Here is a 12,487-nt window from a genome sequence, read left to right as displayed (position 1 = left end):
CGGCTCCCACATCCCCCCCCGCCTCTTCGGAGTTAGCCACACCGTGGTTGGCCACCGCAAGCGGACGGCGACACAACGCAAAAGGTACCCCGGAGCGCCTATCGGCGCTCCGGGCCCTTGTGCGTCCTCACGACGGCTGCGGGGAAGCTCTACACGGTCTGGTGGGCCAGCAGCGCCACCGCGGCCACCAGGGCCACCAGCAGTGCCAGCAGAGCCGTAGGGCTCAGGCCCGCCAGGGGCCCGTCCTGCTGCAGGCGCTCCCGATTGGCACGGCAGACGGGGCACCGGCCCTCGGTGACGGGCGCCGCGCAGTTGGCGCACACCAGTCGGTCGTAGGTCATGCGCTCTCCTCCTCCCGCGCGGCGGAGTCGCCGGCCGAGACCATCTCGCAGCGTTCCTCAGCGTGTCTGCTCAGCCCAACGCTCCGGGAAACGCATCCGTTCCCCGTACCACTGTGCCAGCTCGCGCGCGTTTCGGCGCGCCTCGTCGGAATACGCCCATTCCGGTAACGGACAAAACGCGCAACTCCGGACGGCAACTGCGCGCGCCGTCCCCCTTCGCGTATGGTCACGGACACCTACTCCCGGCCGACCGTGGTGCACCCGTGATCCGATTCGACAACGTCTCCAAGAGCTACCCCAAGCAGAACCGCCCCGCCCTGCGCGACGTCTCCCTGGAGATCGAGAAGGGGGAGTTCGTCTTCCTCGTGGGCTCGTCCGGTTCCGGAAAGTCGACCTTCCTGCGGCTGATCCTGCGCGAGGAGCGCGCCAGCCACGGCATGGTGCACGTCCTGGGCAAGGACCTCGCGCGCCTGTCGAACTGGAAGGTGCCGCACATGCGCCGGCAGCTCGGCACCGTCTTCCAGGACTTCCGCCTGCTGCCGAACAAGACCGTCGCCGAGAACGTGGCCTTCGCGCAGGAGGTCATCGGCAAGCCACGCGGTGAGATCCGCAAGGCCGTGCCCCAGGTCCTCGACCTCGTCGGGCTCGGCGGCAAGGAGGACCGGATGCCCGGTGAGCTCTCCGGTGGTGAGCAGCAGCGCGTCGCGATCGCCCGTGCGTTCGTCAACCGCCCGATGCTGCTGATCGCCGACGAGCCGACCGGCAACCTCGACCCCCAGACCTCTGTCGGCATCATGAAGCTGCTGGACCGGATCAACAGGACCGGTACGACAGTGGTGATGGCGACCCATGACCAGAACATCGTCGACCAGATGCGCAAGCGCGTCATCGAGCTCGAGCAGGGCCGTCTCGTACGAGACCAGGCGCGCGGCGTCTACGGCTACCAGCACTGAGCACGTAGAGCGACAAGAGTGAAAGGCTGAAAGACTCGCCATGCGCGCCCAGTTCGTACTGTCGGAGATCGGCGTCGGTCTCCGCCGCAATCTCACGATGACCTTCGCGGTCATCGTCTCCGTGGCCCTGTCGCTCGCGCTCTTCGGTGGTGCGCTGCTCATGCGTGAGCAGGTCAGCACCATGAAGGACTTCTGGTACGACAAGGTCAACGTCTCCATCTTCCTCTGCAACAAGAACGACGCGGAGACCGACGAGAAGTGCTCCAAGGGCGCGGTCACCGCCCAGCAGAAGGACGAGATCCAGGCCGATCTCAAGAAGATGGACGTCGTCGAGACCGTCCATCACGAGTCGGCCGACGAGGCCTACAAGCACTACCGGGACCAGTACGGCGACACCCCGATCGCCGCGACCATCACCCCGGACCAGATGCAGGAGTCGTTCCGGGTCAAGCTCAAGGACCCGGAGAAGTACCAGGTGGTGGCGACCGCCTTCGCCGGCCGGGACGGTGTGCAGTCCGTCCAGGACCAGCGCAACATCCTGCAGAACCTGTTCGATCTGATGAACGGCATGAATGTCGCCGCGCTGTTCGTCATGGGCCTGATGCTGATCATCGCATTGATGCTGATCGTCAACACCGTGCGCGTATCGGCGTTCAGCCGAAGGCGCGAGACCGGCATCATGCGGCTCGTCGGCGCGTCCAGCTTCTACATCCAGATGCCGTTCATCATGGAGGCCGCCTTCGCGGGGCTGCTCGGCGGCGCGGTCGCCTGCGTCCTGCTGCTCGTCGGGCGGTACTTCCTGATCGACAACGGTCTCGCGCTTTCCGAGAAGATGCAGTTGGTCAACTTCATCGGCTGGGACGCCGTGATCACCAAGCTTCCGCTGGTGCTCGCGATCGGTCTGCTGATGCCCGCCATGGCCGCCTTCATCGCATTGCGCAAGTACCTCAAGGTGTGACAAGCGCCCCTGGGCGCCGTACGGTCAACGGCCGTACGGCGCCCTTCGCTTGTCCTAGAGTGGGCGCCATGTTGGGCCCCGAATCACCCTGGATGCCCCGTGGATACCGCCGCGGGGCGGCCCTGACATTCCTCTTCGCGGGCATCCTCGCCACCGCGTCCGCCACCGAACTGCTGCCGATAGGTGAGGCGAAGCCGCCCTCGCTGCCCGCCGCCCACGCCGCCGCGGCGACCGTCGACCCCGACGAGATCGCCCGCGCCGCCGCCGACGCGATGGCGGACGGCAAGTCCGTCGCGGACGCGGCCGAGGAGGTCGTCAGCCGCAGCGGCGACCGCTGGGGCGCGGTGTACGACAAGGGGGAGTACGAGGAGTTCCAGCAGGCACTCGACGGCGCGTACACCGGCGTCGGACTGTGGGCCAGGCGCGGCGCCGACGGCCGGGTCGAGGTCGCCCGGGTGCAGCGCGGCGGCCCCGCCGAGCGGGCCGGGATCCGGACCGGTGACGAGATCCGCACGATCGACGGGCAGTCCATAGACGGCCGCCCGGTCAGCCAGGTCGTCGCCCTCCTGCGCGGGGACGCCGCGAGCGGCGCGGGGGAAGCGGTCGGCTCGTCCGTCGTCCTCGGCCTCCAGCGCGGCGCGCACACCTGGACCGAGACGCTCCGCAGGGCCCGGCTCAACACCGAGGCCGTCACCGTCGAGCAGCTCGACGGACCGGCCGTGATGATCAAGGTCGCGGCCTTCACCAAGGGCACCGGCGAGCGCGTACGGGAAGCCGTGCGGGACGCCCCCGCGGGTGCCGGCGTCCTGCTCGACCTGCGCGGCAACAGCGGCGGCCTGGTCTCCGAGGCCGTCACCGCCGCCTCCGCCTTCCTGGACGGCGGCCTGGTCGCGACGTACGACGTGCACGGCGAGCAGAAGGCCCTGTACGCCGCCCCCGGCGGGGACACCGAGCGACCCGTCGTCGCCCTCGTCGACGGCGGCACGATGAGCGCGGCCGAGCTGGTCGCGGGGGCGCTCCAGGACCGTGGCCGCGCGGTCACCGTGGGTTCGCGCACCTTCGGCAAGGGGTCCGTGCAGATGCCGGAGCGGCTGCCCGACGGGTCCGTCGCCGAGCTCACCGTCGGTCATTACCGCACGCCGGCGGGCCGTGACCTCGACGGCAAGGGCATCACGCCGGACCTCGCGGTCAGCGAGCGGGCCGAGGAGCGGGCCCAGACGGTATTGAGTGGCCTCGGCACCCGCTCGTAGTGCGAAAATGACCGCACTATGGCAAAGGAAAAAGGGCGCAAGCTGATCGCGCAGAACAAGAAGGCGCGGCACGACTACCACATCCTCGACACCTACGAGTGCGGTCTCGTGCTGATGGGTACCGAGGTCAAGTCGCTGCGTCAGGGGCGGGCCTCGCTGGTGGACGGGTTCGTCCAGATCGACGACCACGAGGCGTGGCTGCACAACGTGCACGTGCCGGAGTACAGCCAGGGCACGTGGACCAACCACAGCGCCCGGCGCAAGCGGAAGCTCCTCATGCACCGGGAGGAGATCGACAAGCTGGAGTCCAAGTCCCAGGAGACGGGTCACACGATCGTGCCCCTGTCCCTGTACTTCAAGGACGGGCGGGCGAAGGTCGAGATCGCGCTCGCCAAGGGCAAGAAGGAGTACGACAAGCGGCAGACCCTGCGCGAGAAGCAGGACCGGCGCGAGGCGGACCGGGCGATGTCGGCGGCGCGGCGGCGTCAGCGGGCCTGACCTCGCCCGACCGGGCGGGAATAGGCTGGCACCGTCGTGCCTTGGTCACGTACGATGGAACACGTCCTCCTGGAGGGGACGTGCTTCGAGCTGTACTTAATTCAATAGTGGCAAACATGGGGATGATCGGTTTCGACAGCGGATGTCGAAGCAGGGGAAGCGTGTCGAGGAAGCGGCAATGATCTCGTAAACCATATGTCGCAACCAATAATCGCCAACACCAAGCGCGATTCCTTCGCCCTCGCTGCCTAAGTAGCGACTTGCGAAGTGTCAGCCCGGGGCTGTTCCCGACCCGGATCCTGGCATCAGCTAGGGAACTAAACCTCTGGACCCGGTCACGGGGCCTGGAGGGAAATCAAACAGTGACTGAGCCCGTCGGAGACTTGTCCGCGTGATCTCCGGGGCCGAGAAAAGCGCAGCGGACTGCACACGGAGAAGCCCTGATTCTGCACCGTTGGACGCGGGTTCGATTCCCGCCATCTCCACTGGACGGGTGGGGGCATGCCCCCACCGACCCCGTCATCCCATGTAGTCGATTGAACACAGCGGCACAGGCCCGGCAGCCACTACGGCGGCCGGGCCTTTGTCATGCCCGTACGCCGTCGGTGCGCCGACTGCCGCACGCCCGCGCACACGCCCTTGCCGACTTGGTATGGACCTGCCACGCTGCCCGGGCCATCCCCCGCTTCCCATCGGCCGCTCCCTCCTCGGAGGTATGTATGCGCCACAGATTCGTCGCGGTACTCGGGCTCCTGATCGCCTTCCTCGTCCCCACCCAGCCGCCGGCCGCCGCCGCCACGCCGCTCCAGGTGTACGGCGCCTGGCACTGCAGCGACGACGCCTGCACCTGGGGGCGCGTACGCAGCGTCGGCGAGTTCGACTCGATGAACCACTGGCTGATCGACCGCGGTGACGGAAGGCCCTCGGTCAATCTGGTCGTCCTCAGCTTCGTGGAGCCGCTGAAGCTGCTGCACCGCACGAACGACGCCACCACGGTGAACGGCGTCCCGCGCGGCATGACGCCCGAGATCGTGCAGTACTTCACCTCGCACGGGATCCGCGTGATGCTCTCCATCGGCGGCATCACCTACACCGACGAATGGGACGCGGCCCTCGCCGAGAACGCCACCCAGCTCGGATTGAACGCGGCGGCCGTCGCCCGCGACCTCGGCGTCGGCATCGAGATCGACTACGAGCAGAACACCGACCCGAACCTGGCCGGTCTGCAGTCCTTCATCGACGCGTACCGCTCCCAGCACCCCTACGACGCCACGGGCGCCGACCCCGCGGCGCGGCTGACGATCGACACGGCGGCCGGTGACCGCTGGCTCATCGCCATCAACCGCAAGGCGACCGCCGACTGGCTGCGCACGGACACACCCGTGCTCGACTACGCCAACGCGATGGTCCCGGCGCGCCAGCCGTCCGTGAGCGGCGCGATCGCCAACTGGCAGGAGCACGTGGACGGAAAGCCCCAGTACGCGCCGCCGGTTCCGCCGCTGGCGCCCGCCAAGTTCACGGGCGGGCTGTACATCGGCTACGGGCGCAGCCCGATGCCCGAGTGCACGGACTTCGCGAACTCGCTGCAGAACGCGACCGGGTCGTTCGTCCAGAACGTCGCTCCGAACGGAGCCGGGACGACGGCGGGGATGCTCGGCTTCATGTTCTGGGCCGCCGAGAAGCCGTCCGACCGGGGGCTGGGCACCCAGCCGCCGAACACCTGCGAGGGCGGGGTCGGCGCGGGCGCGACGGCGTACTCGATCCCGCTGCCGATGCCGCCGCTCAGGCAGAGCTAGGTGCTAGGGCCTGAGCCACAGGACAGGCCCGGCCGCCGGTCCACCGCGGCCGCCGTGAGCAGGGCCACGGCGGCCGCCGCGACCGGGATCCCGTAGCCCCGCACCGCCCCCACGTGCTCCACCGTCCAGCCGCCCGTCGCCGAACCGAGCGCGATCCCGCCGAGCAGCGCGGTGACGGCCAGGGTCATGCCCTCGTTCAACCGGCCCTCGGGGGTGAGGCGCTGGATCACGCCCATCCCGGTCACCATCGTCGGCGCGGTCGCCATGCCCGCGACCAGCAGCGCACCCGCGACGGCGAGCAGCGACCCGGTCGCGGCCGCGGCCAGCAGCGGCAGGGCCATCAACGCCGTCATCGCGGCGAGGCACGTCCGCAGGCCTGCCCCGCGGCGCGTCCTTCCGTACGCCAGCCCCGCCACGCACGAGCCGGCAGCCTGCAGGGCCAGCACCGGCCCCGCCGCCGGGCCGTCCGCGAACGCGATCGTGACGACCTCCATCGAGCCGAAGACCGCGCCCGTCGCGAGGAAGACCGCGAGCATCGGGACCATCCCCGGCGTGCGGACGGGCGAGCCCACGGGGGCCCGGGGGGCGACCGGCGGCTCGGTGGCGCGCTGGGCCGCGAACACCAGGACGCCCGCGAGCAGCAGCACGGCCCCGACGAGCGTGCCGGCCTCGGGGAACAGTGCCGAGCAGAGAAGGGCCGCGAGCACCGGGCCGAGCATGAAGCACAGTTCGTCGGCGGCCTGCTCGAAGGAGTTCGCGGTGTGCAGGGCCCCGGGGTCGCCCTTGAGGAGGTGGGCCCAGCGGGCGCGGGACATCCCGCCCGTGTTGGGCGTGGTGGCGGTGGCGGCGTACGCGGCGAACAGCGTCCAGTCGGGGGCGTCGTACCGCACGCACAGCAGCAGGGCGAGCGAGCCGAGCACGGCGAGCGCGGTGGCGGGGACGGCGACACGGGCCTGGCCGTACCGGTCCACGAGCCGCGCCGTCCACGGGGCGACGACGGCGGTGGCGGCGAGACCGGCCGCCGTGACGGCCCCGGCGAGCGCGTACGAGCCGCGTGCCCCCGCGATCATGATCACGGCGCTCACGCTGAACATCCCCATGGGGAGGCGGGCGATGAGATTGCCGGCCGTGAAGGCGCGGGCGCCCGGCGTGCGGAAGAGCCGGGCGTAAGGGCCCGGCGGGCGCGCGGGGTCCCGTGCGTGGCCAGGGTCCTGGAAGCCGGGCGCGAGGACCAGCGTCCCGCCGGAAGTGGTCATCTGCGAGGGTGTGTGCGGCATGGATCAAGGTTCGGTGCGAGGGCCCGTACGGGTCCAACACCTGTTCGGAACCCATTGACGCACCTGTGTTGTAAATTCGCCGGCATGCCCCAGGCCCAGGACATCGAGCCCCGGCTGCTGCGCGCCTTCGTCGCCGTCGCCGCCGAGCTGCACTTCACCCGCGCCGCCGCCCGGCTGTTCGTCGCCCAGCAGGCGCTCAGCCGGGACATCCGGCGGCTGGAGCGCGAGTTGGGCGCCGAGCTGTTCGTACGGACCACCCGGCAGGTGACGCTCACGACGGAGGGCGAGCGGCTGCTGCCGTACGCCCGGCGGGTCCTGGACGCACACGACGAGCTGGCGGCCGCCTTCGCGGACCAGGACCGGCCGCTGCTCGTCGACATCAGCGCCCCGGTCGGCACGGGATACCGGGTCCTGACGGAGACCCGTCGGGCGGCCCCCCGGCTGGAATTCGTCGCCCGCTACTTCAGCGGCCTCACGGGGGCGGCCACCGAGCTCCTCGCCGGGCGGCTCGACATCTCCTACGGCAGGATCGCCGGCCTCGCCCCGGCATTGCGCGCCGATCTGGCGCACCAGCCGGTGCGCTACGAGCGGATGGCCGTGCTGCTGCGCGACGACCATCCGCTCGCACCGCTGCCGGAAGTGCCGCTGGACGCCCTGGCGGGGGAGACCCTCTACGCGGGTGCCGGAAACCCGGCCACCGCGGAGTGGACGGACCTGGGCGCCCGGCTCTTCGAGGGCCGGGGGATCGTCATGGCCGCCCCCTTCCCGGAGATCAACGGTCAGGAGGAGTTCGTCCGGGTGGTGCGCAAACAGCGCTGGTCGGTGCTGGCGAGCACGGAGTTCCTGGCGATACCGGGCATGGTCGTACGCCCCCTGGTCGACCCCGTACCGCTGTCGCCCGTGTCGCTGGTGTGGCGGCGCGGGCTGAAGCATCCCGGGCTGGACGCGATGCGGGCGGCCGCGGCCGAACTCGCCGCGGCGGAGGGGTGGCTGAAAATGCCCCCCGGTTCCTGGCTTCCGGACACGGACCGGTCTCTTATGCCGGACAACACCTGACACAGCGACCCAACGGTCACCGGCGTGCGCTACATTCATCGTCCGGGTGCAATGTGGTAGGGGGCGCTTGGGCGGGGTGGGGGCCCGTGTCCAACGGCAGTATCCGGTCTCGTCGTGCGCACCCGGCTTCCGTTGAGTGGGGGATGTGCGTACAGCAGTGGAAAATTGGCGAGAAGACGCCCGCGTCGGGCACACCCATGAGCCCAATGACGTCACCGTGCAGCTCGACGGCCTGGGACGTCAGCTCTCCGAGCTGCCGGGCAGGCCGCAGCCGCAGGAGGGCTCCGACGGGCCGGTGTTCGTCGACGAGAGCGGTCGGCGCAGCAAGAAGTTCCGCCGCCTCGGATGGGTTCTGGTCATCGCCTGCGCCTGTTACGCCATCACGCTCGTCGTCGCCCTCATCGGCGGCAACTCGAACGCGCCCTGGCTGCTGATACCCGGCCCCGCGGACGAGAAGCCGGTCAGCGAGGTCGAGCAGCAGCCCGGCCCCTCGGACTCGCCCGCGGATCCGGCCGCCCCCGGAGGCACCCCCGGCGCCCCGGCTCCCAGCGGCTCCGACGGCACGGGCGTCCCCCGGCAGCCCGGCACCACCAACGGCCCGCGCGGCAGCGGGGATCCCACTGCCTCGGCCGACCACGGCACGACCACCGCGCCCACCGACGCGCCGGGCGGTGGCACCGGCGGTACCGGCGGCGGCCTGCCGGACCCGGGGCCCACGGCGACGGCACCTCCGGACGGCGGCACGGGCGGGCAGGAACCCCCGCCGACGACCCCCGCCCCCACGGACACCGCGACAGCACCGACGGAAGAACCCACCGAACCACCGGTGGTCGAGGGCGGCCAGCAGGCTCTGGAAGGCGCACAGTAAATGACAACCCCCCAGGGGCGGGCCGGCCGGCAGAACAGCAGACCGGCCGTGCGCCGCAGGCTGCCCATGCGCTATCTGCTGCCCTCGCTCTTCCTCGTCGCGCTGCTTGCGATGCTGATGCTGCGCGGCTACGTCCACAGCGAGATCCTCGCCGACCACCGCGTACGGCCCCCGGACGCGAGCGACCAGGTCCCCGAGAACATCCTCAACGGCGGCCCGGTCATCGACGCACGCAGCACCACGGCGCCCAAGGCGCTGCGCGTCCCCGACAAGAACCTCGTGCTGACCTTCGACGACGGCCCGGACCCGGTCTGGACGCCGAAGGTCCTCGACAAGCTGAAACAGTTCGACGCGCACGCCGTCTTCTTCGTGACCGGCACCATGGCCTCCCGCCACCCCGATCTGGTGGAGCGGATGGTCGCGGAGGGCCACGAGATCGGCCTGCACACCTTCAACCACCCCGACCTGGCCTTCCAGACGCAGGACCGTATCGACTGGGAGCTGTCGCAGAACCAGCTGGCGATCGCCGGCGCCGCCGGCATCCGGACGTCCCTTTTCCGGCCGCCGTACTCCTCGTTCTCCGACGCCCTGGACAACAAGTCCTGGCCGGTGACGCAGTACATAGGCAGCCGCGGCTACATCACCGCGTTCAACGACACGGACAGCGAGGACTGGAAGCGCCCCGGCGTCGACGCGATCATCAAGCGCGCGACCCCGGAGGGCACCAAGGGCTCCATCGTCCTGATGCACGACTCCGGCGGCGACCGCTCGCAGACCGTGGCCGCACTGGACCGCTTCCTGCCCGACATGCAGAAGCGGGGCTACCGGTTCGCCAACCTCACCGAGGCCCTCGGCGCCCCCAGCGCCCACACCCGGGTCACCGGACCGGAGCTGTGGAAGGGCAAGGCCTGGGTCGCGGCCGTCGCCGTCTCGGAGCGGACGACCGGCGTCCTGACCGTCGGCCTCGCCGTCATCGGCGCGCTCGTCCTCGCCCGCTTCGGGCTGATGCTGCTGCTGTCCTTCGGACACGCCCGCAAGGTGCGCCGCCGCCGCTTCCGCTGGGGCCCTGCCGTCACCGAACCGGTGACGGTGCTCGTCCCCGCGTACAACGAGAAGGAGTGCATCGAGAACACGGTGCGCTCGCTGATGGCCAGCGACCATCCCATCGAGGTCATCGTCATCGACGACGGCTCCTCGGACGGCACCGCCGACATCGTCGACGACATGTGGCTTCCCAACGTACGGGTCATCCGCCAGGCCAATTCCGGCAAGCCCGAGGCCCTCAACAACGGTATCCGCAAAGCCCGTTACGACATCATCGTGATGATGGACGGCGACACGGTCTTCGAACCGTCCACCGTCCGCGAGCTGGTGCAGCCCTTCGGCGACCCGAGCGTCGGCGCCGTCGCGGGCAACGCCAAGGTCGGCAACCGCGACTCCCTCATCGGCGCCTGGCAGCACATTGAGTACGTGATGGGCTTCAACCTGGACCGCCGGATGTACGACATGCTCCGCTGCATGCCCACCATCCCGGGCGCGGTCGGCGCCTTCCGCCGGGAGGCCCTCGACCGGGTCGGCGGCATGAGCGAGGACACCCTCGCCGAGGACACCGACATCACCATGGCGATGCACCGCGACGGCTGGCGCGTCGTCTACGCGGAGCGGGCCCGCGCCTGGACCGAGGCCCCCGAGTCCGTCCAGCAGCTGTGGTCGCAGCGCTACCGCTGGTCGTACGGCACGATGCAGGCGATCTGGAAGCACCGCCGCGCCCTCGTCGAGCGCGGCCCGTCCGGCCGCTTCGGCCGGGTCGGACTGCCTCTCGTCTCGCTCTTCATGGTGCTCTTCCCGCTCCTCGCCCCGCTCATCGACGTCTTCCTGCTCTACGGACTGGTCTTCGGCCCCACCCAGAAGACCGTCGTCGCCTGGCTCGGCGTCCTCGCCGTCCAGGCCGTCTGCGCCGCGTACGCGTTCCGGCTCGACCAGGAACGCATGGTGCACCTGATCTCGCTGCCCCTCCAGCAGATCCTCTACCGGCAGCTCATGTACGTGGTGCTGCTTCAGTCCTGGATCACCGCACTCACCGGCGGCCGGCTTCGCTGGCAGAAGCTCCGGCGGACGGGAGTGGTGGAGGCGCCGGGCTCGATACCGAGCCAGCGGCAGCCGAGTGCCGACCGGAGGCCCGTCGCATGACCACCCGCTCGATCGACATGGGCGGAGCGCCCCAGTCCAGGGCCCGGCACCGGGCCGACGCGGCCGCGCCGGCGGCCCCCGCGGCCGCCGCTCCGAAGCGGCCCGGCCGGGACCGCTATCTCGACCTGCTGCGCTCCATCGCCCTGGTCCGCGTTGTCGTCTACCACATCTTCGGCTGGGCCTGGCTGACGGTCCTCTTCCCCTCCATGGGCGTGATGTTCGCGCTCGCCGGCTCGCTGATGGCGCGCTCGCTGGCGCGGCCCGCGTGGGGCGTCATCCGCGGCCGTGTCCGGCGACTGCTGCCGCCGATGTGGGCGTTCTCCGCGTTCGTCCTGCCCGTGATCTTCTACTTCGGCTGGAAGCCGGTGAAGGAGGAGGGCATCTGGTGGTTCGTCAAGCTGGCCTGGTACATCGTCCCGGTCGGCGCGCCGCCGTACCCCTGGCACAGCGGTGACAAGGCGGGGCTCCTGGAGGACACCTGGGCGGTCCAGGCCGCGGGCCCGCTCTGGTACATCCGCGCCTATCTGTGGTTCGTGATCGCCTCCCCGCTGCTGCTGTGGGCGTTCCGCAGGGTGCCCTGGGCGACGCTGCTCGCCCCGCTCGCGCTCACCGCCGTCGTCGGCTCCGGAATGGTCAAGATCCCCGGCGAGACGGGCAACGCGATCACCGACTTCGCCACCTACGGCTCGTGCTGGGTGCTCGGCTTCGCCCACCAGGAGGGCCTGTTCCAGAAGGTCCCGCGCTATGTGACGGTGTCCGTGTCCGCGCTGATCATGGCCTTCGGCCTGTGGTGGGCATCGGGGCATCTGGGCGCCGACGGCTGGGACCTCAACGACATCCCGCTCGCCCAGGCGACCTGGTCGTTCGGCTTCTGCGTGATCCTGCTGACGTACTCCCCGTCCTGGCAGCAGCTCCCGGGGAAGCTCGCCCACCTCGACACCCTGGTCACCCTCTCCAACAACCGTGCCGTGACGATCTACCTCTGGCACAACCTGCTGATCATGGCGACGATCCCGATCATCGACCTCCTCTGGGAGATCCCCGGCGTCTGGCCGACGTACTCGGGATATCTGGAGAGCGCCTACACCGTCCTGATGCTGATCGTCGTCTGGCCGCTGATCGGGCTGATGATCGTCGCCGTGGGCTGGCTGGAGGACGTCGCCGCCAAGCGCAAGCCGCGCCTCTGGCCCAACGGCGCACTCCGCAGGAAGAGGCGCTCACACCAGGCCTGAGCCCCGGGTGAGAGCAAGGTTCCACGCCGGTCACCTCGCGCCACGGGGCTGAAATCCGCCGTCCCTAG

Annotated in this window: 11 protein-coding genes and 1 other RNA gene; 10 read left to right on the top strand and 2 right to left on the bottom strand. The window is 70.2% G+C overall.

Annotation, left to right across the window (positions count from 1 at the left end):
* Nucleotides 1-149: 149 nt before the first annotated feature.
* Nucleotides 150-341 (bottom strand): hypothetical protein, encoded by a 192-nt coding sequence (locus ACFV9O_RS23235; protein ID WP_385420773.1) that lies wholly within the window; start codon nt 339-341, stop codon nt 150-152.
* Nucleotides 342-604: 263 nt separating this feature from the next.
* Here ACFV9O_RS23235 and ftsE point away from each other — a divergent pair, with 263 nt between their 5' ends.
* The 6 genes from ftsE to ACFV9O_RS23205 all read left to right on the top strand — a co-directional run bounded on the left by ftsE (nt 605) and on the right by ACFV9O_RS23205 (nt 5,796).
* Complete coding sequence (ftsE, locus tag ACFV9O_RS23230; protein WP_242337182.1) at nt 605-1,294, top strand: cell division ATP-binding protein FtsE; 690 nt, start codon at nt 605-607, stop codon at nt 1,292-1,294.
* A 40-nt stretch (nt 1,295-1,334) separates the two neighbouring features.
* Nucleotides 1,335-2,252: a permease-like cell division protein FtsX gene (ftsX, locus tag ACFV9O_RS23225; RefSeq protein WP_385420772.1), complete on the top strand. Its 918-nt coding sequence runs from the start codon at nt 1,335-1,337 to the stop codon at nt 2,250-2,252.
* A 68-nt stretch (nt 2,253-2,320) separates the two neighbouring features.
* Nucleotides 2,321-3,502: a S41 family peptidase gene (locus tag ACFV9O_RS23220; RefSeq protein ID WP_385420770.1), complete on the top strand. Its 1,182-nt coding sequence runs from the start codon at nt 2,321-2,323 to the stop codon at nt 3,500-3,502.
* An 18-nt stretch (nt 3,503-3,520) separates the two neighbouring features.
* The gene (gene smpB / locus ACFV9O_RS23215) at nt 3,521-4,000 is read left to right on the top strand and encodes an SsrA-binding protein SmpB (RefSeq protein ID WP_385420768.1); all 480 of its coding nucleotides are present in this window, start codon (nt 3,521-3,523) and stop codon (nt 3,998-4,000) included.
* A gap of 118 nt (nt 4,001-4,118) precedes the next feature.
* Nucleotides 4,119-4,488, top strand: a transfer-messenger RNA (tmRNA) gene (gene ssrA, locus ACFV9O_RS23210).
* 231 nt (nt 4,489-4,719) lie between these two features.
* Nucleotides 4,720-5,796 (top strand): hypothetical protein, encoded by a 1,077-nt coding sequence (locus ACFV9O_RS23205; RefSeq protein WP_385420766.1) that lies wholly within the window; start codon nt 4,720-4,722, stop codon nt 5,794-5,796.
* On the opposite strand, the gene ACFV9O_RS23200 is transcribed toward ACFV9O_RS23205, so the two are convergent.
* A complete protein-coding gene (locus ACFV9O_RS23200) occupies nt 5,793-7,052 on the bottom strand; it encodes an MFS transporter (protein WP_385420779.1) in 1,260 nt (419 codons plus the stop codon). The genes ACFV9O_RS23205 and ACFV9O_RS23200 overlap by 4 nt on opposite strands.
* A 105-nt stretch (nt 7,053-7,157) precedes the next feature.
* Between ACFV9O_RS23200 and ACFV9O_RS23195 the strand changes: the two genes are divergently transcribed.
* The 4 genes from ACFV9O_RS23195 (at nt 7,158) to ACFV9O_RS23180 (ending at nt 12,419) form a co-directional block, all read left to right on the top strand.
* Nucleotides 7,158-8,129, top strand: a complete 972-nt coding sequence (locus ACFV9O_RS23195) for a LysR family transcriptional regulator (RefSeq protein ID WP_385420765.1) — start codon at nt 7,158-7,160, stop codon at nt 8,127-8,129.
* Nucleotides 8,130-8,346: 217 nt separating this feature from the next.
* Nucleotides 8,347-8,997 (top strand): hypothetical protein, encoded by a 651-nt coding sequence (locus ACFV9O_RS23190; protein ID WP_385420763.1) that lies wholly within the window; start codon nt 8,347-8,349, stop codon nt 8,995-8,997.
* 66 nt (nt 8,998-9,063) lie between these two features.
* The gene (locus ACFV9O_RS23185) at nt 9,064-11,187 is read left to right on the top strand and encodes a bifunctional polysaccharide deacetylase/glycosyltransferase family 2 protein (protein WP_385420778.1); all 2,124 of its coding nucleotides are present in this window, start codon (nt 9,064-9,066) and stop codon (nt 11,185-11,187) included.
* Nucleotides 11,184-12,419: an acyltransferase gene (locus ACFV9O_RS23180; protein ID WP_385420762.1), complete on the top strand. Its 1,236-nt coding sequence runs from the start codon at nt 11,184-11,186 to the stop codon at nt 12,417-12,419. The genes ACFV9O_RS23185 and ACFV9O_RS23180 overlap by 4 nt, the downstream gene beginning before the upstream one ends.
* Nucleotides 12,420-12,487 lie beyond the last annotated feature (68 nt).

It is taken from the genome of Streptomyces sp. NPDC059909 (assembly GCF_042730885.1).
GTDB lineage: Bacteria > Actinomycetota > Actinomycetes > Streptomycetales > Streptomycetaceae > Streptomyces.
This window is presented reverse-complemented; position numbering and strand designations above follow the sequence as displayed.

Excerpts from the sequence above, each read along its gene's own strand:
- ACFV9O_RS23180 (WP_385420762.1), top strand. The coding sequence starts at position 11,184 with ATGACCACCCGCTCGATCGACATGGGCGGAGCGCCCCAGTCCAGGGCC.
- ACFV9O_RS23185 (WP_385420778.1), top strand. The coding sequence starts at position 9,064 with ATGCGCTATCTGCTGCCCTCGCTCTTCCTCGTCGCGCTGCTTGCGATG.
- ACFV9O_RS23200 (WP_385420779.1), bottom strand. The coding sequence starts at position 7,052 with ATGACCACTTCCGGCGGGACGCTGGTCCTCGCGCCCGGCTTCCAGGAC.
- ACFV9O_RS23205 (WP_385420766.1), top strand. The coding sequence starts at position 4,720 with ATGCGCCACAGATTCGTCGCGGTACTCGGGCTCCTGATCGCCTTCCTC.
- ACFV9O_RS23195 (WP_385420765.1), top strand. The coding sequence starts at position 7,158 with ATGCCCCAGGCCCAGGACATCGAGCCCCGGCTGCTGCGCGCCTTCGTC.
- ACFV9O_RS23235 (WP_385420773.1), bottom strand. The coding sequence starts at position 341 with ATGACCTACGACCGACTGGTGTGCGCCAACTGCGCGGCGCCCGTCACC.
- ACFV9O_RS23220 (WP_385420770.1), top strand. The coding sequence starts at position 2,321 with ATGTTGGGCCCCGAATCACCCTGGATGCCCCGTGGATACCGCCGCGGG.
- smpB (WP_385420768.1), top strand. The coding sequence starts at position 3,521 with ATGGCAAAGGAAAAAGGGCGCAAGCTGATCGCGCAGAACAAGAAGGCG.
- ftsX (WP_385420772.1), top strand. The coding sequence starts at position 1,335 with ATGCGCGCCCAGTTCGTACTGTCGGAGATCGGCGTCGGTCTCCGCCGC.